This window comes from Mycolicibacterium wolinskyi str. Jessa 2025 (assembly GCF_049241375.1).
In the GTDB taxonomy this organism is placed as follows: Bacteria; Actinomycetota; Actinomycetes; order Mycobacteriales; family Mycobacteriaceae; genus Mycobacterium; species Mycobacterium wolinskyi.
Window position 1 is genome coordinate 3,506,009 of sequence record NZ_CP185960.1, and the last position, 21,497, is coordinate 3,527,505.

A 21,497-nucleotide genomic window follows, 5' to 3' on the forward strand; every position below is an offset into this window, starting at 1 on the left:
GCGTATGCGATTTTCGATATGCCGAGGATATCCGGCGGCTCGTAGGTTTAGAGGATGCGTGTGTTGGTGGTCGAGGATGAGCCCTACATGGCAACGGCGATCCGCGATGGTCTACGCCTGGAGGCGATCGCCGCCGACATCGCCGGTGATGGGGATACCGCGCTGGAGTTGTTGAGCATCAATTCATACGACATCGCCGTCCTCGATCGCGACATTCCCGGCCCCTCCGGCGACGAGATCGCCGAACGCATCGTCGCCTCGGGTAGCGGCACGCCGATCCTGATGTTGACCGCCGCGGACCGGCTCGATGACAAGGCCTCGGGGTTCGGGCTCGGCGCCGACGACTATCTGACCAAGCCGTTCGACCTGCGTGAGCTCGTGCTGCGGCTTCGGGCGCTCGACCGCAGGCGCGCGCACAGCAGGCCGCCGGTGCGGGAGGTCGCGGGACTGCGGGTCGATCCGTTCCGCCGCGAGGTCTACCGCGACGGCCGTTACGTCGCGCTCACCCGGAAACAGTTCGCGGTGCTCGAGGTTCTCGTCGCCGCCGACGGTGGTGTCGTCAGCGCCGAAGAGCTCCTGGAGCGGGCGTGGGATGAGAACGCAGACCCGTTCACCAACGCCGTGCGCATCACCGTTTCCGCGCTGCGCAAGCGCCTCGGCGAGCCATGGATCATCGCGACCGTGCCCGGTGTCGGGTACCGCATCGACACCGGGACCGGGCGCGAAGGAGCCGACCGTGGATAGAGCGCCAGGATTGAGCCTTCGCCTCAAGCTCACCCTGAGCTACGCCGGATTCCTCATGCTCGCCGGCGCCTTGCTGCTCGCCGCCGTGTGGGTATTTCTGCTGCGGTATGTGCCGGACCGGATGATGATCATCCCGGGCAGCACTGACATCGAGTTCCCAAATGATGTCTTTCCCATCCGGTCCAGACTCCTGCACGTTTTCGCTCCGAGAGCCGCCGCCGTGATGGCGTTTCTCCTCGTGTTCGGTCTCGTGGGCGGGTGGCTGCTGGCCGGCCGGATGCTTGCGCCCCTGACGCGCATCACTGCCGCGACCCGGCTGGCCTCGAAAGGCTCACTCTCGCACCGTATCCGGTTGCCCGGACGCAAAGACGAGTTACGCGAACTCGCCGACGCCTTCGACACCATGCTCGAACGGCTCGAAGCCCACGTCGCCGAACAACAGCGATTCGCCGCCAACGCCTCTCACGAACTGCGCACACCGCTGGCGATTACGCAGACGCTGCTCGACGTGGCCCGTCAGGATCGCACTCGTGACACCGGCGAACTGATCGAACGCCTCCACGTCGTCAACACCCGGGCAATTGACCTCACCGAAGCACTGCTGCTCCTCAGCCGCGCCGATCAACGGTCCTTCGCCCGAGAGCCTGTCGACGTATCGCTCATCGCCGAAGAAGCCGCGGAAACGCTGTTGCCTCTCGCGGAACGGCATGGCGTGACCCTCGAGATTTCCGCCGACTTTGCCCCCACCACCGGGTCACCCGCGCTCCTCCTGCAACTCGCAACCAACCTGTTGCACAACGCGATCGTGCATAACCTTCCTCAGTCCGGAACCGCATGGGTCAGGACCGGCGTCCGCGCCAACAGCGTTGTGCTGACTGTCGAGAACACCGGCGAAAAGCTGTCCCCACAATTGGTTTCGACTCTCGTGGAACCGTTTCAGCGGGGCGCCGAACGCATCCACGCCGATCACGACGGCGTGGGCCTCGGCCTGGCGATCGTCAACAGCATCGCGCAAGCACACGACGGCACCCTCACCCTCGCGCCCCGGCCCGCCGGCGGGTTGTGCATCACGGTCGAACTACCCGCGAGGGCGTAAGCCACTCACTTATCCCACTGGAATACCTTGCTAGGGGGCCGAATCAGTTCAACCGCTCGGCGAGGTGGACCTCGACGTCGTCACCGTCGCTTTTCCCGATGGCCTTGCGGATGGCGGCCGCGACCGGAAGTTTGTGGGTCCCGTCGCCCAGGGCCATGAACGCTCCGGTGAAGGGCTGGCCGTCGATGGTGCCGGCGACCTTGACCAGACCTCGGGTGCCGAAGATCGTCGCCGAGTCAGGTAGCTGCACGCAGGTCCAGGTGTCTCCTGGACGCACTTTGCCGAGACGAGCGGTGAAGGTGATGTTCAAGGGCTGCGGTTTCGTCATCATGATCGTGGTCCTTTCGTGTCCTCCAGGTAGACCAAGCCGTTGCCGTCGGGGTCGGTGAAGGAGAACATCGCCGGTATTCCCTCGATACGGACGAGCTCCGCGTTGTGCAGGGTCACTCCGGCTTCGCGAACTGTGTCGTGAGCTTGTTGTGCATCGGGGGTGCCCATCCGGATCGCGATCGGGATCTGGCTGTCGGGCGGCAGGAGGACCAGGGAGACATTCGTGCCCGGCGGCACGACCTCGACCATGCGCGCACCCGGCCACACCTCCACGTCCGTGCGGAGCTCGAATCCCAGCACCTCGGTATAGAACTTCAGCGCGGCGTCCTGATCAGACACCGGAACCGACACACTCAGCACTCTCGTTGTGATCGTCATGCCTGTTTAGACTCCGCTGCGCACCGTGACTCATCGCCGCGCAACCGAGACAGAGCAATCGCCGGTCAGGGGACGATGATGCTGGTGTCGAAGCGACCAATCACGGCCCCTCCTCGCCCCGTTCGAGCCGGCGCGGCGGCCCGGGAAGCGGTGAAGCACGTGACATGGAAGTGCTCCAGCCGCGGAGAATTCTCGGCTCATCGCTGAGAGGCCATTGTCATTGGGGTAGGGGCGTTCCGCCATACTGGCCCGATGGGGGAATCAGATGCGGCGTAGCTGCCGTCGGCCGAACCGCACGCCGGCAGGCGGCGTCGGTCTGTGACACAGATACTCATCGCCGCAGGGCTGGCCATGGTGGTCGCGCTTGTACTGACCCCTCTGTTGATCCTGATGTTCACCCGCTTGGGGTTCGGCCAGGAAATCCGTGACGAAGCCCCGGAGAGTCACCAGCGCAAGCGTGGAACGCCCACGATGGGTGGCCTGGCGATCCTGACCGCGATCTGGGCAAGCTATCTGAGCACGAATCTGATCGGGCTCGCGTTCGGTGGTGCAGGCCCGTCGGCGTCTGGGCTGCTCGTCCTCGGGCTGGCCACCGCGCTGGGCGCGGTCGGCTTTACCGACGATTACGTCAAATTGCGGCGCTCACGGAATCTCGGCTTGAACAAGCGGGCCAAGAGCGCTGGGCAACTGATCGCAGCGGTCCTCTTCGGTGTGCTCGCGCTGCAGTTCCGCAACACCGACGGTCTCACGCCGGGAAGCGTCGAGCTTTCCTATGTCCGCGACATCGCCGTGTTCACGCTGACGCCCGTGGTCTTCGTGCTGTTCTGCATCGTCGTCGTCTCTGCTTGGTCCAATGCCGTCAACCTCACCGACGGCTTGGACGGGCTCGCCGCAGGTGCCATGTCGATGGTGACGGCTGCTTATGTGCTCATCACCTTCTGGCAGTTCCGAAACCAATGTTCGATCACGCCAGGGCCCGGTTGCTACCTCGTCCGTGATCCGCTCGATCTGGCGCTCGTTGCGGCGGCGACCGCCGGCGCCTGCATCGGATTCCTGTGGTGGAACGCCGCACCCGCCAAGATCATCATGGGCGACACGGGCTCACTGGCTTTGGGCGGCATCATCGCCGGGCTCTCGGTGACCAGTCGCACCGAGATCCTGGCCATCATCCTCGGCGCATTGTTCGTCGCCGAGGTGACCTCGGTCGTCATTCAGGTCGCAGCGTTCCGCACCACCGGCCGGCGGGTGTTTCGCATGACCCCGCTCCATCACCACTTCGAGCTCATGGGCTGGCCGGAGAACACGCTGACCATTCGATTGTGGCTCGTCACCGCCATTACGTGCGGCCTCGGCGTCGCGCTCTTCTACAGCGACTGGTTGGCAGCCGTCGGAGCCTGAGCAACCGACTCAGCTCGAAATCACGGTCAACGACTCCGGTACGCGCGGTCCTGTGCTCCGAAAACCGTTGGCGGAAGTGCCTTCACATCGCTAGCATCCTGCCGAACCGAATCATCTAATGGGAGAGCATGCCGTTGTACACCTTGTGAGACTTGTCCGAGGCTGATCGGTCGCGCGTCGCTATCTGGCGCAGCGCCGTTCGTTGTTGCTCGACTCTCACTTACAGGTGTGTTCCCCGTGCCCAAAATCTGGGCCATTGTGCCCATTCGCCTGCCGCTCATTGTCCGCCGCTGCCACGCGTGCCGTTCCGAGCGGTTCCGCACAACCGGCAAATTTCGCGTCAACGCCCACCACAAACGCATTGACGTCTGGCTCCTTGCGATTTGTACGGGGTGTGGTGACACTGCAAAACTCTCGGTCTTGGAGCGCGTGCACGTGCGATCGGTGCGACTGCCGCTCGACAGGTTGCATGACAACGACCTTGCGCTCGCACATGAGTTGCTCCAGGACCCGGCAATCCTGCGCCGGAACCGCATAGCACTCGATTGGGACGGCGCCTGGCGGGTGGATATCGACGAAGCGGATCGTCCCGACGACTCCGTGATCGATGTGTCAGTTCGCTTCGCCGCGCGCATCCCGGTCCGGCCCATCAAACTGATCGCGGACGGCTTCGGCCTTCGGCAGTCCGAGGTCGCGAGATTGGTTGCCGCAGGGAGGATCATGTCGTCAGTTCCGTTGAGCGGCACGCGAGTACGGGACTTCACGTTCACACTTAACCGCTGAAGGGCCCCATCGCCTAAACGTGGTAGTTGTTTCGACGAGCGCGATTCAGATCGGGACGCAGGGAATGCTGGCTGCGAGCGTCAGATGATTCCCAGTGCATCGGCGAGGTCCGTTGGGATCTTTGGCTTTTCAAAGTCGGGATACCAGCGGGTCACGATTTCGCGTAATGGCACCTCGGCTTCGAGCTGGCAGGCAACGGCGAGGATGCCGGCGATGGTTCGGAACATCAGCGTGTGTTCTGCGGGGATGGTGAGAACCGCGCCGCCGAGAAAGGCGGGGCCCCTCGCGAGACCCGGCACACGCGGGGCCACGTCTCGCAGCCAACGCCGACTGAACTGAAAGCGTTGTGCTAGTAAGGGTTCGGTAAACGGGCCAAAGTACGACATGACGTCTTCGGGCTTGACCTCGGTGCCTGAATCACTGAAGCCGACGGCATTGAGCGCCTTGGCGAGTTCAGACAGCACCAGCGCCTGCAACTCCGGGTCCGGGATGTCGGCCAGCTGTACGGACTCGGCAAGTTCGGCCAGGCGGATATCGTCCAGGAAGACCAAGGCGGACTTGTGGACGGTGGCGACGGCTCCGAAGTCGATGACCGCGAGCCTGCCGTCCGGGGTCAGTTGGTAGTTCCCGGCATGCGGATCGGCGTGCAACAACCCGAGCCGCGCCATCGATGCACCGCAAAATTCGAACAGCAGTCGAGCGGCATGGTTTTTGGTGGCCTGATCGGCGTCACTCATCAGCTCGGAAAAGGGTCGGCCCGTGACCCATTCGGTAATCAGTACTTTGGGGGCCGATGCTACGACGCGAGGCACTACGACCTGCGGGTCTTCGGCGAAGGCAGCGGCGAAGGCGCGCTGATTGTCCGCCTCGCGTCGATAGTCGAGTTCTTCGGTCATCCGGGCCGACAGTTCCTCGATCACCGATTGCACTGCCAACCCGGGAAACAACGGCTCGGCGAGCCGGCTGAACCGGCCGAGTTGACGCAAGTCGGAAAGCAACGCGGTATCGGCGCCTGGGTACTGGACTTTCACCGCCACCTGCCGGCCGTCATGCCATATCGCCCGGTGTACCTGGCCGATGCTGGCGGCCGCGACGGGCACATCGTCGAACTCGGCGAACCGCTCACGCCAGCGTGTGCCCAACTGCGCGGCGAGCATCCGATGTATCCGGGTGGCCGAAATGGGCGGGGCCTCGGCCTGCAAACGGGTCAGCGCTTGCCGATACGGTTCCGCGTATCTCTCGGGTATTGCCGCCTCGTAGATGCTCATGGCCTGGCCGAACTTCATGGCTCCGCCCTTGAGCTCCCCGAGCACTGCGAAGATCTGCTCCGCATTGCGGGCAGCCCATCGCTCGGCGATCAGCTCCGCGTCGGCACCGCCCAATCGCTGACCCCACCCGACCACTGCCCGCCCGGCCGCCCCGAGCGACAGCCCCGCCAATTTCGCGCCACGACTCAGCGGTCGGCGCGGAACCTCCGCCACAGCCTCACAGTGCCATACCACGAATCTGTAGACCCTGGCTTCGGAAGATCACATCCTCCACGTTCGGGACAGTCAGCGGTCAGGCCTGGCGTTCAAGCATGCTGGCCTTGAAGACCATCGCCGTCAGGGTTACCCTGACAACATCGCGTCAGGGTGGCCCTGACAATTCGAGGGGGTGAAGACATGGGGAAAGCCGTGTCGGCAGTGATGTACTGCTCGTTCTGCGGTCGTGAATCACGTCAGGTCGACAAGTTGATCAGCGGTCTGGGTGTGTATATCTGCGGCGATTGCGTATTCAAATGCGTTGCGATCCTGGAGGATCGGCGCGATCAGGACATGCCTCCGCTGAAGGATCGCGAGGAGTACTCCGACGACGAATTGCTGGACGAGATTCCTCGGGTGGCAGCTACGACAGCCAATGTCGAGGCAGATCTGCGCGCCCGTGTGAGCGAGCTTCGGCAGCGCGGAGTGGCGTGGTCTCGGATCGCCGCGGCGTTGGGCGTGACACGCCAGTCCGCTTGGGAACGCTTCACCCATGACGACAAAGAGTCATGAGAAGTTCACTGGGTACTCTACGGCCGCAGAATCTCTGCCGGAGGCACAGTTTCGACGAATGTGCGTGCTGCGGCGGCGAGTTTCTCGTCCGCGGTGGCGAGTGCGTCCCCCTGCAGCTGAGTCAGCGCGATGTACTCGGCTTGATAGGTGTCCGGCCAGTTCAGTCGGTCGGCTATCCGCCATGCGCGGTGTTGCAATACCCGGTCGCCGAGAAGCCGGATCCGCAACCCGCGAATGTCGTCGAGCACCTTCCGACCCGTCCGTTCGTCGATTTCGCCGCGGTGCACCGATTCGTAGACGAGGGCGAGCGCCTGTGAACGCAGCAGGGTGGGAGCGGCCAGACCGTGCTCCGGTGGAATGGTCGCGCCGCCGGCGGCGAGGTCGATGGCTACCGCTGCGTCGATGACGAAGATTGTCATGCCAGTACCGTCACATGGACCGCAGGCGTCTCGCTACTAGGGGCAAACCGACGCTCATATGCTCAACTTCCGGCGTGACTCACCGCATGCTCTCCGCGAATCTCGCGAGTTGATCGGCGACTGTGCCCCAACCCTCGGCGAAACCGAGCTCGACATGGAGGTTCCTCGCTGCTGGGTCGCCGTGGCGTGCGACGACGCGGTAGTTGGTGCCGTCCGCATGGTCGGACATGGTGACTTCGGCCGTCATCGAGATGGGAGCGGGGCTCGCGGGGCGCCACCCGCTGTCAACGGCATTGGTGAACACCAAACGCTCGAACTCGTCCACGAGTAAGAAGCACGCATCCAGATGCGGCACAAACTCCGCGCCGTCATCACTCATCCGAGTCACGAACGCGCCGCCTGGACGAACCTCCAAGCGCTCGACGCGGCAGACCGTCGGCGCCGGAATCCACCACTGTGCCAAGCTGTCTGGGCTGGTCCAGGCTTCCCACACCGCTTTGCGGGGCGCGCGGATGATCCGTTCAACACTGAGGTCGAGATCAGGGTTCATGTCTTGTCCTTCTGCTTGGGGTGAGTGACGAACTGCTCCAGCCGGTCGGTGCGTTCCTCCCAGATGCGCCGCTGTTGCGCCAGCCAGTCGTCGACGACCGCTAGCCGTTCCCGGTTGAGCTGGCAGGTGCGCACGCGGCCAGCTTTCGCCGTGTGGATCAATCCGGTCGACTCGAGCGTCCGCACGTGCTTCATGAACGAGGGGAGTGTCATCGTGGCTTCGCTGGCCAGATCTCCAACGCTGGCCGGTCCGCGCCCGAGTTGGTGAATCACCGCCCGTCTGGTCGGGTCTGCCAGAGCGAGGAAGACCTCGTCGAGTTCGGCCGAATACTGTGCCACAAGGCTAAGTATTCACCGCTGCAATACTTAGCGCAAGGGCTAAGTATTGTCCGGCCGATAGGCGGTCGGCAAACGGGCAAATCTCTATGGATCATGCGGAGATGTGTCGCCGTTCACGCATCCTGTCCTGGAGTTTTGGTGAATTCGGGATGTTCGAATACAGTTCTCCGCTAACTGTGACTGGACGGTAATGCCAGGCAACGTGACGCAAACCACATCAAAGCAAACAGGGGCGGTTGTTGCTGCGGGTGCGATGTGTCGGCGGCGGGATGATTTTCTCGCGGTGCCGCAGCTGCCGTTGGTAGCAAACTTCTGCTGAGTTGCACGCGCCGGGTCGGCGTCGAGCGCCAACCCGGCAGGCCAGTGCGCAGTCCATCCCGGTTCTCAGCCGAGAGCGGGGTGGTGGGGGGCGGGTCCAACACGGATCCACAAATTCAAACCCCACAGAAGAGAGCTGAACCATGCCGAAAGCCGTCCTGCCGATCGGGGCGTTCGGAGACCAGAAGCAAGTAAAGAAAGTCCTCGCCACCGTTTTTGTGGCTGTTGGCCTCGGTGCGGCCACCTTGCTTCTTCCTCCGATGCACGAGAGCCCGGCGGTCGCCCTCAATCCACCGTCGGCGGGTGGGGCGGTAATCCGCCCGCCCGCCCCTACTCCCCACCCACCAGTGGTCGTGACCAAAGACTCCAGCCCGCAAGACATCGTCAGAGCCATTGTGACCCAAGGCAAGGCGGCCGGGCTCAGCGAAGACCAGATCAAAACCATCATCGCGACCGCAAAGATCGAGTCCGGATTTCGGCCGACCGTGTCCGGCGGTGTGCAGGCCTACGGCGGCCCGGGCACTGCGGCGGATGAGGTCATCGGGTTGTTCCAGGAGAAAGCAAGTTTCGGCACCGTCGCCGAACGCCAAGACCCCAACAAAGCGATCGCCCGGTTCATCGTTCGGTTCACCGAGGCGTACAAGAAGTACCGCATCACCAGTGACACAGTGCTCGCGGCCACCCTCGCGCAGAACCCACAACTGTTCAAGAACCACGGCGGCGTCGGAACTCACTACTACAACACCGTCAAGGCCGCGATGAGCGCGGCCGCAGACTTGTACAGCCGAGCCGTCGGCACCGCGCTATAGCTGGCGAGTAATTGTAAGAGCAGCAAGCAGGCTCATCGAACCGCTTCGATGGCCGACCTAATTCATCGTCGGTGGTGGTTGTGGTTGGAAGGGTTCATACCACCACCAGTCGGCGCGTTGGCCGGTGGGTCCGGGGCAGGGTGGTACTGCGGGTGGGGGTGTGGTTGGTGGTTGGGCGAGTGAGCCGCCGCGCAGGGGCCGCCCGGCGTGGTCGGTGACGATGAGTTGGTGGGCGGGTCCGGTGATGGTGATTTCGCCGTGGTGGTGTGATCGGTGGTGGTAGGGGCAGACCAGCACGAGGTTGGACAGTTCGGTGAGTCCGCCGTCTTCCCAGTGGATGATGTGGTGGGCGTGCAGGCCGCGGGTGGCGCCGCAGCCGGGCACCACGCAGCAGCGGTCGCGATGTTCCAGGGCGCGGCGTAGCCGGCGGTTGACGGTGCGGGTGGCCCGTCCTGCTCCGATGACGTGGCCGTGTTGTTCGAACCAGGCCTCGCAGGTGGCATCGCAGGTCAAGTATTGGCGCTCTTCGTCAGTCAAGAGGGCGCCCAGATGTAGGGCGGCGACACGCTTGTCGACATCGAGGTGCACCACGACGGTGGTGTGTTGGCCGTGGGGCCGGGCCGCGACGTCGCTGTCCCAGCCCGCCTCGATCAGGCTCATGAACGCATCGACGGTGTTCGGGAACGGCGGGGCCTGCTCGCAGTTCTCGTGGTCGCGTTTCCAGTCGGCGATCTGGGCGTCGTGATGGGACTGCATGGCGGTGTCGAGTTTCGCGGCTTCGACCCGCGGCAGGGTGATGCGGTAGGTCGTGTAGTCGTCGTGGACGTCTTTGGTGATTTCGCGTTTGGGTTCGGGCTGGGGTTTCGGGTCGGGGTGGGGTTCGAGTTTGACGGCGGTGCGCAGTTGGGTGACGGTGGCGGCGGCGGCCAGGTGCGCGTAGTGCGCATCGGATCCGTCGGCGGCACGTGGAGGTGTCAGATGGTTTGTGTAAGGGGTGTGGTGTCCTGACGGAGAGTCGACACTGATGATTGTGATTGATCCTGAAGTTCGTGAGCAGCGGCGTCGTGAGATGAAAGCGGCGACTGACAAGCTCAAGGCCTCTGGTGCTCTCGATGATTTGTTCGCCAAGATCGATTCTGGCGAGGTCGAGCTCGAGGGCCATGACGGTCTGATTCAGCAGCTGATCAAAGCTGGTCTCGAACGCGGCTTGCAGGCCGAGCTCAGTGATCACCTCGGCTATGAACGCGGTGATCCCCAGGCCAGTTTGCTGCCCAATTCGCGCAATGGTTCGTATCCGAAAACGGTGGCCTCTCAGGTCGGCGACGTTGAGCTGTCGATCCCGCGGGATCGCGAGGGAACTTTCTCACCGACGTTGGTACCCAAGGGTTCTCGCCGTCTCGGCGGGCTAGATGAGATGATCATCTCGCTGTATGCCGGCGGCATGACGCTGCGCGACATCGAACACCACCTGGCTACCACGATCGGCACCGAGATCAGCCGCGAGACGCTGTCGAAGATCGTCGATGAAATCAGCGATGAAGTCATGGCCTGGCAGCGCCGGCCGCTGGAACGGTTCTACCCGGTGATCTACCTCGACGCCTTGGTCGTCAAGGTCCGCGACGGCGCCCACGTGCGTAACAAGCACGCTCATATCGCCGTCGGTGTCGATATGGACGGCATCAAGCACGTCCTGGGCATCTGGGTGCAAGCCGCCGAAGGCGCGAAATTCTGGGCCGGAGTGTGCGCAGAGCTGGCCAACCGCGGCGTGGCCGATGTGCTTATCGTCTGCTGTGACGGGCTGACCGGCTTTCCCGAGGCCATCGAAGCGACCTGGCCGGCGGCCACGGTGCAAACCTGCGTGGTGCATCTGATCCGTACCGCGATGCGGTTCGTGTCCTATAACCAGCGCAAAAAGGTCGCCACCGCACTCAAACCCATCTACCAGGCCACCGACGCCGAGGCCGCCCTGGCTGAGCTCGACGATTTCGCTAAATCCGAACTCGGACAACAAAATCCGCATACCGTTGCAGCGTTTCGCAACGCTTGGGAACGGTTCACTCCGTTCCTGGCGTTTCCCCCGATGGTGCGCCGGGTCATCTACACCACCAACTCCATCGAATCGCTGAACTACCAACTGCGCAAAATCATCAAAAACCGTGGCCATTTCCCCGGTGACGATTCCGTGGTCAAGCTGCTGTGGCTGGCCATCTGCACCATCGAAGACAAACGCGCCCGAGAACGTGAAAAGCAACGAGGAAAACCGGCCAACGAACGCACCGCACCCAGCCGCCTGATCGAGGGCCAAGTCACCACCAACTGGAAACAAGCACTCGGCCAACTCGCCATCGTCTACCCCGACCGCATCAACCCCTACCTATAACCCGACCGACCACTCACTTACACAAACAACTTGACAGGCTCGGCACGTTCGGCGATGACCCCGACCTGATCGAGGGACAGCCGACCCTGGCGCATTGCTTCGGCGCAGCGCGGGAACTCGTCGAGGCGTCGCGCGACCGCCATCATCGTGTCGGCGTTACGGGGTGTCACACCGGTTTTCCAGGCCACCAGCGCCGACATCGACCGGGCCCCGGTGGCGCCCCACAGCTCGTCACGCTCGATCTCGGCGACAATCTCGACCAGGCGCGCATCGATGGCGTTGCGCTGACCGCACAACTGCGCGACCTCGCCGAACAACACCTCCAACCGCTCGCAGGGTGACCCCTCAGCGGCGAAAGATGCTGGCTCCGACGACATAACCTCATTGTCGCAGGGGGGTACGACAAGTTCGGTGCGTGGAAACGTCTGAGCTGCAGGCGAAAAGAAAGGGGGAGCGGTGGCCGACAGGTCTGCGTGCACAGCCCAGAGGACCGCGATCACCTGCGCCACTCAAGTGGTTCGGTTATAGTCCCGGCCGAGCGGGATTAGATGCAACTTGACTCACACCAGGACGACGCGAAGGAAACTCATGAGGACGATCGCATACCGCCGCACGGCAGTCGTCGGCTTGGCCGCCGTTGCCCTGATTACCGTCGGTTGCAGCAATGGCCAGGGCATCGACGCGTCGCAGTCGCCTCAGGTCGGGTTGATCGCCACTTCCACTGAAGCCCCGCCGCCGGCCGAAGTGAAGCTCATCGGGGAGAGAGACGTCGAGGTCACGCTGACCGGACCGATCGCAATCAAGTACTCGTCGGCAACGCAGAGCCAGAAGGACGCTCTGGGCAAGCCACTTACCGGTGACTTCAACGCGGGGGCGCGGGAGAGCGGCGTCCTGTTCCAGCAGTTCCAGGGCGGCGTCATCACCGCCAAGAACGGCGAGGTGGGCACGCCTGCCTACATCACCTGGGGGAAGATTCGGGAGGCCTGGAATATCCCACGCGATGCGGACGGTGTACCTGCGATCACCGGTGAAAATGGCTCGGTCGGTCCGCTGGGTGCCCCCACCAGCGACGAGAACCCCGTCGGCGATCTGCTCGTAGAGACGTTCGATCACGGCCAGATCGCGTTCAACACAAAGACTGGCGATGTCGAGGTGACGGTCAACGGCAAGGTCGTGCCGTCCGGGCTGTAGACGTCGCTGAAGTGGATCACCTGAGCAGGTCGACGAACAGGTCAACGGTGCTGCGTGGTGCGTCAGGACCGAAGAACCTCCGTAGGTTGTCCGCGCTGCGCTGAGCGACTTCGGCGCTACGCGGAAAGAGCGCATGTTCGTAGGTAGACAGCGCGCTCTCGACGTCATCGCGCTGGGCTGCGATCTGCTGGGCCAACGCTGCGCCGTCGAACATGGCGAGATTGGCGCCCTCCCCGGCGAACGGCGACATCAGATGCGCCGCATCCCCGATCAACGTCACTCCGGACACCCGGTTCCAACGATGTGCAATGGGTAGCGCGTAAATCGGACGTAATCGAGGATCACCGAGGTTGTCCAGAACCAACGTGACAAGTGCTGGGGCCCAGCGCTCGAAGCGCTGGGCAAGCACTGCCCGCATCGCGGCCGGGCCACAATTGTCCAGAGAGGCAATCTGTTCGAGCGTCGTGTTGACGGCGACATAGCCGCTGAGCGCGCCGTCAGCGTTGTGGTGGGCCAAGATGCCTAATCCGGGAGCTACTGCCATGAGGGTGCCACGACCGATGATCTGCGCACTCTCATGAGATAGGAGTTGTCCAGGGGGAGAGCCGATCTCGATGAAGCAGGTGCCCGTATAAGCGGGTTCGACGCCGGAGACACTTCGACGCACCCTCGACCAGGCTCCGTCAGCGCCCACCACGATATCCGCGGTGACCGATGAGCCGTCTGCGAAGCGCACTTTCGGACGTTGGCCAGGGACGGCGAGCACACCGGTCGCTTTGTGTGCCCAGCAGATCGTGCCGGCAGGAAGCGCAGTGATCAGCATGTTGCGCAGTTCGCCGCGGTCCACCTCGGGCCGGGCGCCGAAGCTGCTCCCCGGCCAGTCGAACACGATGGTCCCGTCGCGGTCGGTGATGCGTTTGGCATCGTGGCCGGAGCGGATGAGGGATCGAAACGCGTTGTAGAGACCGGCGTCGTGGAGTGCCGCCTGCCCGGTGGGTGGATGGATGTCGAGAAGGCCGCCTTGCGAACGAGCTGAGGATGAGGCTTCGGCATCGTAGACGGTGGCGCTGATTCCGTGCTGATGCAGTGAGCGGGCCAGGACGAGGCCACCAAGCCCGGCCCCAATGATTGCGATTGACAACGACATTCAGCGCTCCTCTGTCACGGCCCGACCGGAGTCGGACTGCTCGGTTAGAAGACGCTGGGTCGCTGAGACCGTGGGGCTCGACAACCGTGCGGGCGACCGTGTGAGCGGTCGTTTTTCGCGCTGGCCGCACTGTACCCCAGAGCTGACCCGAATGGGTGAGGGGACAGCCGACGGCTCATTGCAACAGCCTCACGACGCTATGGTTTCGGCGATGTCGGCCCATTTTTGCGAGCGCGTGGCTTCGACATATCAGTGACGGTCACGCCTTACACGCAACGGCAGGTCCTGAGGTAACTGAGGAACGACGCCTGTAAGCCAGTGACGTGTGTTTCGTGCAGGATCTCGCTCGTGACCGCTTCGCTGCGTGAGGTGAGGTGGTGGAGGACCGTGGCGGTGTTCTTGGCGAGGCTTTGGTAGACGGCTAGGTCCCCGAGAAGTTCTCGGTCGTTGAGGGTCACGTGAAGCTTGGCGGCACGCCGGCTGCCGCCCATCTCGTGGAGCTGGGCGAAGATCTGACTGTCGTCAGCGACGACGCCGGGGCTGCCCGCTCCGATGCTCTCGAAGAGGGGGTTGCCGGTGAGCCACGCGTAGAGAGTGAACAGTCCGCCGTAGGAGTAGCCGAAAAGGCCGTGACCGCTTGTGGCCGTGCCATAGTCGTGTTCGATCCGCGGGTGCAGTTCCGCGGTAAGGAAACTCAGGAATACATCGGCGTGGGTGTCGCGCAATTGTGCGAGATAGGCGTCGGCTTCCTCGGGTGTCCTCGCGCCCGCTTGGACTCCCATCTCCACGGCATCGATGAGCTCGTTGGCGATGGGCTCGCCGGGTGGCACGAAGTCCCTGTTGCGCAGCCGATCCCAGTCCTGCGCTTCCTCGCCCGCGTAGCCAACGCTGACTTGAATGTAGGGCTGGATCCGTTGCATGGGGTCCATCTGGGTGACGATGAGCGGAGCCGTCATGCCCACAGCCCAGTTCCCGTCGAGCACATACACGACAGGCGCCTGCGTCGAGGCGCGGTCATAGCCCGGTGGCGTGGTCACCCAGATGCCGTAGTCATACCCACCGCTGGAACTCATCTCGAAATAGTCGGTGTCGGCGAGACAGCCGTGCCACATGGAGCTCATTGAAGGTCCTTCACAACTCGGCCGACGTCGCAGCGCGGCATCCTCGGCAGTTCTTATCCATTGGAAAAATCTTATCCAATGGATAAACTGTGCGAATGGCCGTGTCAAGCGCGGAACGCAAAGGCGACGCACGCGACCGTCTTCTGGCGCGGCTTCTCGACGCCTTCGGGGACGACCTTCCCTCGCCGGAGGTGTCGCTGCGTGAGGTCGCGGCGAGGGTTGAGACCAGCCACGCCCTGCTGCGATACCACTTCGGGTCACTCTCAGGCGTCTTGGCGGCCATGCTCACGGCGCAGCGATCTCGTGACAACGAGGTGCTTCTGAGGACCGCCGAGGAGGGCACATTTGACGATCTCGTCGTGGCGATCTGGCATACCTACACTCGCCCGGAGCAGCTGTCGCGCATCCGCGGCTTCTTTCACGTCGTAGGACTCGCTGCCTACAACCCACGGGATTTTCATGAGTTCATCGATTCACTCGACGACTTGACCACGATGCTGGCCTCGCTCGCGGAACGCGAGGGGCACGAGTCCGAGCGAGCGCTGAGCATGGCGACTGTCGCCATTGCCGCGATTCGTGGCCTGCTCCTGCAAGAAATTCTGAATCCATCAGCCCACTCGGAGGACGCGGTCGCCTTGATCCTGCGCATGATCGGACGGCCGAAGCGGAGGAAGTAACCCGAAAGGGGTTGAGCAGCTATCCAATTGGTGTAGACCGACTAACCCAGGATCGCTCGCGCCGCGCGCTCTGCGATCAGCATGACCGGCGCATTCGTGTTGCCGGAAGTGATGGTAGGCATCGCCGAGGCATCGACCACTCGAAGGCCGGCGACGCGATATACGCGACAGTCGGTGTCCAGCACCGTGGCAGTTGACCGCGGAAGACCTTGTGTGTCAAAGGCTCCCATGGCGCACGTGCCCACCGGGTGAAAGATCGTTGTGCCGAGTTCACTGGCGGCCTGCTGCAGGTCTTCGTCGCTCGTCAGTTGTGGACCGGGAAGCACCTCTTCCGGGCGGTAGCGGGCGAGGGCCGGCGCCGCCATGATCTGGCGGGTCATCCGCAGGCCGCGCACGGCGATTTGACGATCGGCGTCGGTGGACAGGTAGTTGCAGGAGATCTTCGGGTGGCTCAGCGGATCTGCACTGGCCATGCGTACATGGCCGCGCGAGCTGGGTCGCAGATTGCAGACGGAGGGTGTGATCGCGCCGAAACGGTGTAGCGGTTCGCCGAATTTGGGCAGCGACAACGGCTGCACGTGCCACTCCAAATCGGGACTGGCCAGCGCCGGGTCGCTTTTCGCGAAAGCCCCCAGCGTGGAGGGCGGCATGGTCATGGGTCCTGACCGCAGCGTCACGTACTGAAGTCCCATGCCGCCACGGGTGATCCAATTCCGGTACAACGTATTGACCGTCCGGGCGGAGCAATGATCAGAACCTGTGGATGAGCCTCGGTGAGGGGGCGTGAAAGTGGGCGCACCTTCCCGAGGATGATCTGAATATCCGAAGGTCCGATCATGAGCCGGCGTTGGCGCGCTGGTTCGGGAAGGTACGCCCATGCTCACCGTAGTTCACGATGCCATCGAGGCCAACGAAAGCACTGGCGGTGCTGGTCGGTCGTTGTTGGACGAGATCGTCCGCGACGGCGCCCGTCAGATGCTGGCCGCCGCGTTGAAGGCTGAGGTCGCCGCCTACGTGGCCCAGTTCGCCGATCAGCTCGATGAGAAGGGGCATCGGCTGGTGGTCCGCAACGGCTATCACCAGGCCCGCGAGGTGCTGACGGCAGCCGGGGCAGTTGAGGTGAAAGCACCGCGAGTCAACGACAAACGCGTCGACCCCGACACCGGTGAGCGGAAACGGTTTTCCTCGGCGATCCTGCCGGCCTGGGCACGCAAGTCACCGCAGATGAGCGAAGTGCTGCCGCTGCTGTACCTGCACGGGCTGTCCACCAGCGACTTCACCCCCGCTCTGGAGCAGTTCCTGGGCTCGGGTGCCGGGCTCTCGGCCACCACGATCACCCGGCTGACCAGCCAGTGGCAGGACGAGGCCCGCGCGTTCGCCGCCCGGGACCTGTCGGGCACCGATTACGTCTACCTGTGGGTCGACGGCATCCACCTCAAGGTCCGCCTGGACCAGGAAAAGCTGTGTCTGCTGGTGATGCTCGGCGTGCGCGCGGACGGCCGCAAAGAGCTCGTGGCGATCACCGACGGCTACCGGGAATCGACCGAGTCGTGGGCTGATCTGCTGCGCGACTGTAAACGACGCGGCATGACCGCACCCGTGCTCGCCGTCGGCGATGGCGCACTCGGCTTCTGGAAAGCGGTACGCGAGGTGTTCCCGGCCACCAAAGAACAGCGGTGCTGGTTTCATAAGCAAGCCAATGTGCTTGCCGCCCTGCCGAAATCAGCGCACGCGTCGGCGTTGTCGGCGCTCAAGGAGATCTACAACGCCGAGGATATCGACAAGGCCCAGGTCGCGGTCAAGGCCTTCACGGTCGACTTCGGGGCCAAGTACCCCAAGGCGGTCGCCAAGATCACCGACGATCTGGACACCCTACTGGAGTTCTACCACTATCCCGCCGAGCACTGGATCCACCTACGCACGACAAATCCGATCGAAAGCACCTTTGCCACAGTACGTTTGAGAACCAAGGTCACCAAGGGGCCGGGATCACGTGCGGCTGGTCTGGCCATGGCCTACAAGCTCATCGACGCCGCCGCGGCCCGCTGGCGTGCCGTCAACGCACCACACCTGGTCGCCCTGGTCCGCGCCGGCGCGGTCTTCCACAAGGGCAAACTGCTCGAACGCCCCACCGAAATCACCCCACCGACACCGCCCTCAGACGGCGATCAGCAAGCCGGAACGGAGGTCGCCTGAAACACGCCGATCCACAGGTATTGACAATTCCTCGTCCGGGCGCCTTGGACGCGGTAGACCGTTCGAAGCTGCAGGTGGTCCTGGAGGTTTTCACCCACTCCTGGCAGATCGACGGCGACGGGCACCTGATGCCGGCTCAGCAGCTCTGCTGGGCCCAGACCCGAGACCTGCATGAGATGCGGCGACCCAATCGCTCCGGCGCTCAGGATCACCTCCCGGCGGGCTTGGATGTCGATGATCTGGCCATCCTTGAGGAGCCGCACGCCGGTGGCGCGGCGCTGAGCCGTGGTCCAGGCACCGCGTCGCTGATCCTCGTGAACCTGGTCATCGATGAGGAGCCGCAACGCCTGGGTCTGGGTGTAGACCGCGAGATTTGGACGGTGCGCGATGGGATGCAGGAATGCATCTGCCATCGACCAGCGACGGCCACGCCGTTGGTTGACATGAAAGTACGCGCTGCCGGCGTTGTCGCCCCGGTTGAATTCGTCGATCGGCGCGATGCCCACCTGGGCAGCGGCGGCCTGCCACGCGTCCAAGATCTTCCAGCGCACCCGCGGCCGCTGGACGGGGATCTCCCCGCCGGCGCCGTGCCATTCATCGGCTCCGCCGAAGTAGTCCTCTAACTCTTTGTAGATTGCCAGCGTTTCACCAGGGGAGTCCGGGCCACCCCAGAGCCATCGTTCGTCACCGGTGGCCTGTGCCCATAGCTCGTAATCGCTTGCCTGCCCGCGCATATGGATCATGGCATTGATCGACGAGCAGCCGCCGATCACCCGGCCCCGCGCGTAGATAATGCTGCGCCCGGCGAGACCTGGATCGGGCTCAGTCACGAAGCACCAGTCGGTGCGGGGGTTGGCAATGGTGTACAGATAGCCCACCGGCACCTTGATCCAGAACCAGTTGTCTTTGCCGCCGGCTTCGATCAGGAGAACCCGGTGGTCAGGGTTGGCGCTGAGCCGATTGGCGAGCAGGCAGCCCGCACTGCCTGCTCCCACGATGACGTAGTCGAATTCGGCGGCGGGGCTCATTCCGAGATCGTTCCTCCATGGCGTCGGGTGCGACACCTAGTGTGCGTGATGAGGTATTCGATTACTGCGTAATCGGTCCCGTGTCAGCACCAGGAGAAGCGGCGGGGGATCAGACCTGATTGAGCCCGGTGAGTATCGCTTAGCCCGTCACCCGTTGTCTCGCCATGTCAGCACCTGCTTGAGGGACGTGAGGTCGTATCCGTTGTCGGAGGTGAGCTCGGTCTGGAACAACGTGACGCCGGCTTCGCGGAAGGCATCGGCGCTTTCGGCGTTCTCCCACAACGTCGAGCGTTCGATATCGGCCCCGTTGCGGCCGAACGTCGCTGCCAGCTCGTCGACGCGGTCGCTCGACTTGCGGAACGCGTCGAGGTCTTGGAACGCGTGCCAGATGTCGGCGTGCCGGGCAACGGCGGGCAGTGAGCGCTTGGGCCCCGTGCCGCCGATGAGGATCGGCAGCTTGCGCACGGGCGGCGGGATCAGAGCAGCCAGCCGGTTCTCGATGCGGATCAGGCTCTCGTCGAACAGATCGAACCGGGAGCTGAAGGTGCCGAATTCGTAACCGTAGGTGGTGTAATCCTTTTCGTACCAGCCGGCGCCGAGGCCGAGGATGAGCCGGCCGCCGCTGATGTGGTCGACGGTGCGCGCCATGTCGGCGAGCAGGTCCGGGTTGCGGTAACCGACGCCGGTGACCAGGAGCCCGATCTCGGCGTGCGAGGTGATCTCACCCCATGACGCGAGCGCGGTCCAGCCCTCGAAGTTGGCAACGTCGGGTTGCTCGTCGAACATGATGGGTTTGCCGTCGACGATTCCTTTCATCGCCGGGCGGTGAAAGTGGTCGTAACCGAAGATCACGTCAACGCCGAGGTCGTCGGCGGCCAGGACGGCGTCGCGCCACGTGCGGTAGTCGGGCGCACCGCCGGGCTGGACCTGCACGGCGACGCGAACGGGACGGGTCATGTGGATGCTCCTGAGTCGGGGAAGGGCGACTCCTGGGCCAAGTTGATCCGGGCCGTAATTTATTCCGGAGACCGCAGCGCGATAAGTGATTGCAGCATGTTGTCCCACGCCCGGAAGGAACGTGCGCGATGAAGTACACCAACTCGATCGAGATCGCTCTGCCGCGGGACACGGTGGCTCAGCTGCTCGCCGACCCGGCACATATACCCAAGTGGCTGCGAGGGATGGTGTTGCACGAGCCGGTGAGCGGGATACATGGACAGCTCGGAACCAAGTCGCGGGTCGTGATGCAGTCGGGGAAGCGGACGATCGAATGTACCGAAACGATCACCCGCCGGGATCCAGCCGACCTGCATGAGATCCCCAAAGAGGCCGTCGTTCACTTCGACCGAGAGATCGTGGGCCCGGGCATGTGGAGTGTCGTGCGCGATCGACTGACCGAAGCCAGTCCGGAGACGACGCTCTGGGAAAGCGAGAGCGAATACCGGTTCAGCAACGTGCTGATGCGGTTGGTGGGGCTTCTGATGCCGGGTGCCTTCCGTAAACAGTCGCAGCAACACATGCAGGACTTCAAGGCGTTCGCCGAACAGGGAAAGGATGTCCGCGAAGGGGCGGACTAAGTCGTCTCGCGGTCGGCAAGAATCTCCGCGCAGGTGTGAAGGTTTACCGCTCCCTCGCCCCGATCAGGGCTTCCGAGATCACGCCGGTCGCCTTCTTCAGTGCGGGAACGGCTCGAGCGATCAAATCCTCACTGACATGAGCCGAGGGCCCGGAGATGCCGATCGCCATCGGCGTCGGAGCGCCGGGCACCGCCATCGCGACGGAGCGCACACCGATCTCGAACTCCTCATTGTCGATCGCATAGCCGTCGACACGTACACGTTCGACGTTTGCGAACACCGCAGAAAGGGTCGACGCACTGTTCTCGGTCGGTGCGGGAAATCCAGACTGCGTGACCAATTTCAGAATGCGCGCATCATCCAACTCAGCCAGAACCGCCTTGCCCACACCGGTTGTGTGCAGACCGACGCGCTTGCCGACTTCACTGTCCGTCCCCATCAGCGTCGGAGGCAGAACCTGCCCGGTGTAGATCACCATGTCGCCGTCGAGTACAGCGAGACTTGCCGTCTCCGAGAGCTCGTCGACCAACGACTGCAGCACCGGGGCGGCGACCGCGCCCAGCTGGCGGTTCGCCACTACACCGAGCCGGATCAGCCTCGGCCCCAGTGCGTAGCGACGATTGGGCAGTTGACGCACATAGCCGAGTCCGACCAACGTGCGCAGGAGACGGTGAATTGTCGGCGGCGGCAACGGGGACTCTGCCGACAACTCCGTCAGCGAGCACTCTCCTCCGGCACGTCCGATCAATTCCATCAACTCGAACGCGCGCTCCACCGACTGCACGCCGCCCGACTTCTCCGTCATGCGGTCCACTCCTGGTCGACGATCTGTCTTTCATCCAACATGCCCAACTTTGTTTCCGCAATACGGAAACTTGTTTGGATGACAGATCAGGAAATCATGCGTCGATAACCTCACGCTAAACTCCGCATTGTGGAATTCTGTTTTCACAGAGACTTCCGGAGAGGATAGGGACGCCC

The 21,497-nt window shown here is 63.5% G+C and carries 21 protein-coding genes and 4 pseudogenes; 11 read left to right on the top strand and 14 right to left on the bottom strand.

What is annotated here, in order from left to right; genetic code table 11:
- Positions 1–54: 54 nt before the first annotated feature.
- A complete protein-coding gene (locus tag ACOI2T_RS17275) occupies positions 55–744 on the top strand; it encodes a response regulator transcription factor (protein ID WP_409505805.1) in 690 nt (229 codons plus the stop codon).
- A complete protein-coding gene (locus tag ACOI2T_RS17280) occupies positions 737–1,840 on the top strand; it encodes a sensor histidine kinase (protein ID WP_409505806.1) in 1,104 nt (367 codons plus the stop codon). The genes ACOI2T_RS17275 and ACOI2T_RS17280 overlap by 8 nt, the downstream gene beginning before the upstream one ends.
- A gap of 43 nt (positions 1,841–1,883) precedes the next feature.
- On the opposite strand, the gene ACOI2T_RS17285 is transcribed toward ACOI2T_RS17280, so the two are convergent.
- Together ACOI2T_RS17285 and ACOI2T_RS17290 are read right to left on the bottom strand one after the other, a co-directional pair.
- Positions 1,884–2,168, bottom strand: a complete 285-nt coding sequence (locus ACOI2T_RS17285) for a DUF1905 domain-containing protein (RefSeq protein ID WP_409505823.1) — start codon at positions 2,166–2,168, stop codon at positions 1,884–1,886.
- Entirely contained in the window at positions 2,168–2,548 is a 381-nt protein-coding gene (locus ACOI2T_RS17290; protein ID WP_409505807.1) for a VOC family protein, read from the bottom strand. Before ACOI2T_RS17290 ends, ACOI2T_RS17285 begins: the two co-directional genes overlap by 1 nt.
- Before the next feature lie 318 nt (positions 2,549–2,866).
- Here ACOI2T_RS17290 and mraY point away from each other — a divergent pair, with 318 nt between their 5' ends.
- Both mraY and ACOI2T_RS17300 read left to right on the top strand, forming a co-directional pair.
- Complete coding sequence (mraY, locus tag ACOI2T_RS17295; RefSeq protein WP_409505808.1) at positions 2,867–3,946, top strand: phospho-N-acetylmuramoyl-pentapeptide-transferase; 1,080 nt, start codon at positions 2,867–2,869, stop codon at positions 3,944–3,946.
- A 237-nt stretch (positions 3,947–4,183) separates the two neighbouring features.
- Positions 4,184–4,729 carry a DUF1062 domain-containing protein gene (locus tag ACOI2T_RS17300; RefSeq protein WP_409505809.1) on the top strand — a complete coding sequence of 182 codons (546 nt, stop codon included), beginning with the start codon at positions 4,184–4,186 and terminating at the stop codon, positions 4,727–4,729.
- A gap of 80 nt (positions 4,730–4,809) precedes the next feature.
- On the opposite strand, the gene ACOI2T_RS17305 is transcribed toward ACOI2T_RS17300, so the two are convergent.
- Positions 4,810–6,111, bottom strand: coding sequence for an ABC1 kinase family protein (locus tag ACOI2T_RS17305; protein WP_458127394.1), 1,302 nt, complete (start codon positions 6,109–6,111; stop codon positions 4,810–4,812).
- Positions 6,112–6,363: 252 nt separating this feature from the next.
- Here ACOI2T_RS17305 and ACOI2T_RS17310 point away from each other — a divergent pair, with 252 nt between their 5' ends.
- Positions 6,364–6,765, top strand: a complete 402-nt coding sequence (locus ACOI2T_RS17310; protein ID WP_409505811.1) for a ClpX C4-type zinc finger protein — start codon at positions 6,364–6,366, stop codon at positions 6,763–6,765.
- A gap of 17 nt (positions 6,766–6,782) precedes the next feature.
- On the opposite strand, the gene ACOI2T_RS17315 is transcribed toward ACOI2T_RS17310, so the two are convergent.
- The 3 genes from ACOI2T_RS17315 to ACOI2T_RS17325 form a co-directional block, all read right to left on the bottom strand.
- Positions 6,783–7,184 (bottom strand): type II toxin-antitoxin system VapC family toxin, encoded by a 402-nt coding sequence (locus ACOI2T_RS17315; protein ID WP_409505812.1) that lies wholly within the window; start codon positions 7,182–7,184, stop codon positions 6,783–6,785.
- A gap of 79 nt (positions 7,185–7,263) precedes the next feature.
- Positions 7,264–7,734 (bottom strand): SRPBCC domain-containing protein, encoded by a 471-nt coding sequence (locus ACOI2T_RS17320; protein WP_409505813.1) that lies wholly within the window; start codon positions 7,732–7,734, stop codon positions 7,264–7,266.
- Positions 7,731–8,072: an ArsR/SmtB family transcription factor gene (locus ACOI2T_RS17325; RefSeq protein WP_409505814.1), complete on the bottom strand. Its 342-nt coding sequence runs from the start codon at positions 8,070–8,072 to the stop codon at positions 7,731–7,733. The genes ACOI2T_RS17320 and ACOI2T_RS17325 overlap by 4 nt, the downstream gene beginning before the upstream one ends.
- A 461-nt stretch (positions 8,073–8,533) precedes the next feature.
- On the opposite strand from ACOI2T_RS17325, the gene ACOI2T_RS17330 reads away from it, so the two are divergent.
- On the top strand, positions 8,534–9,199 hold the full coding sequence (locus tag ACOI2T_RS17330) for a hypothetical protein (RefSeq protein ID WP_409505815.1): 666 nt from the start codon (positions 8,534–8,536) through the stop codon (positions 9,197–9,199).
- 57 nt (positions 9,200–9,256) lie between these two features.
- Here ACOI2T_RS17330 and ACOI2T_RS17335 read toward each other — a convergent pair.
- Positions 9,257–10,162 (bottom strand): annotated as a pseudogene (locus ACOI2T_RS17335) (HNH endonuclease signature motif containing protein); the annotation flags it as partial.
- Positions 10,163–10,268: 106 nt separating this feature from the next.
- Between ACOI2T_RS17335 and ACOI2T_RS17340 the strand changes: the two are divergent.
- On the top strand, positions 10,269–11,579 hold the full coding sequence (locus tag ACOI2T_RS17340; protein ID WP_409506543.1) for an IS256 family transposase: 1,311 nt from the start codon (positions 10,269–10,271) through the stop codon (positions 11,577–11,579).
- A 41-nt stretch (positions 11,580–11,620) separates the two neighbouring features.
- Here the strand turns inward: ACOI2T_RS17340 and ACOI2T_RS17345 are convergent.
- Positions 11,621–11,956 (bottom strand): annotated as a pseudogene (locus ACOI2T_RS17345) (DUF222 domain-containing protein); the annotation flags it as partial.
- A 211-nt stretch (positions 11,957–12,167) separates the two neighbouring features.
- On the opposite strand from ACOI2T_RS17345, the gene ACOI2T_RS17350 reads away from it, so the two are divergent.
- Positions 12,168–12,770 (top strand): LGFP repeat-containing protein, encoded by a 603-nt coding sequence (locus ACOI2T_RS17350; RefSeq protein ID WP_409506529.1) that lies wholly within the window; start codon positions 12,168–12,170, stop codon positions 12,768–12,770.
- Between the two features lie 16 nt (positions 12,771–12,786).
- Here the strand turns inward: ACOI2T_RS17350 and ACOI2T_RS17355 are convergent, their stop codons facing one another.
- Both ACOI2T_RS17355 and ACOI2T_RS17360 read right to left on the bottom strand, forming a co-directional pair.
- Positions 12,787–13,917 (bottom strand): FAD-dependent oxidoreductase, encoded by a 1,131-nt coding sequence (locus ACOI2T_RS17355; protein WP_409506530.1) that lies wholly within the window; start codon positions 13,915–13,917, stop codon positions 12,787–12,789.
- Between the two features lie 266 nt (positions 13,918–14,183).
- A complete protein-coding gene (locus ACOI2T_RS17360; protein ID WP_409506531.1) occupies positions 14,184–15,038 on the bottom strand; it encodes an alpha/beta hydrolase in 855 nt (284 codons plus the stop codon).
- Positions 15,039–15,133: 95 nt separating this feature from the next.
- Between ACOI2T_RS17360 and ACOI2T_RS17365 the strand changes: the two genes are divergently transcribed.
- On the top strand, positions 15,134–15,715 hold the full coding sequence (locus ACOI2T_RS17365; RefSeq protein ID WP_409506532.1) for a TetR/AcrR family transcriptional regulator: 582 nt from the start codon (positions 15,134–15,136) through the stop codon (positions 15,713–15,715).
- Between the two features lie 41 nt (positions 15,716–15,756).
- Here the strand turns inward: ACOI2T_RS17365 and ACOI2T_RS17370 are convergent.
- A pseudogene (locus ACOI2T_RS17370) lies at positions 15,757–16,455 on the bottom strand (GMC family oxidoreductase); the annotation flags it as partial.
- 136 nt (positions 16,456–16,591) lie between these two features.
- On the opposite strand from ACOI2T_RS17370, the gene ACOI2T_RS17375 reads away from it, so the two are divergent.
- Positions 16,592–17,911: an IS256 family transposase gene (locus ACOI2T_RS17375; RefSeq protein ID WP_064961518.1), complete on the top strand. Its 1,320-nt coding sequence runs from the start codon at positions 16,592–16,594 to the stop codon at positions 17,909–17,911.
- Between the two features lie 8 nt (positions 17,912–17,919).
- Here ACOI2T_RS17375 and ACOI2T_RS17380 read toward each other — a convergent pair.
- A pseudogene (locus ACOI2T_RS17380) lies at positions 17,920–18,939 on the bottom strand (GMC family oxidoreductase); the annotation flags it as partial.
- A gap of 147 nt (positions 18,940–19,086) precedes the next feature.
- Positions 19,087–19,896 carry an LLM class F420-dependent oxidoreductase gene (locus ACOI2T_RS17385; protein ID WP_409506497.1) on the bottom strand — a complete coding sequence of 270 codons (810 nt, stop codon included), beginning with the start codon at positions 19,894–19,896 and terminating at the stop codon, positions 19,087–19,089.
- A gap of 128 nt (positions 19,897–20,024) precedes the next feature.
- Here ACOI2T_RS17385 and ACOI2T_RS17390 point away from each other — a divergent pair, with 128 nt between their 5' ends.
- A complete protein-coding gene (locus tag ACOI2T_RS17390; RefSeq protein WP_409506498.1) occupies positions 20,025–20,516 on the top strand; it encodes an SRPBCC family protein in 492 nt (163 codons plus the stop codon).
- 43 nt (positions 20,517–20,559) lie between these two features.
- On the opposite strand, the gene ACOI2T_RS17395 is transcribed toward ACOI2T_RS17390, so the two are convergent.
- Complete coding sequence (locus ACOI2T_RS17395) at positions 20,560–21,321, bottom strand: IclR family transcriptional regulator (protein WP_409506499.1); 762 nt, start codon at positions 21,319–21,321, stop codon at positions 20,560–20,562.
- Positions 21,322–21,497 lie beyond the last annotated feature (176 nt).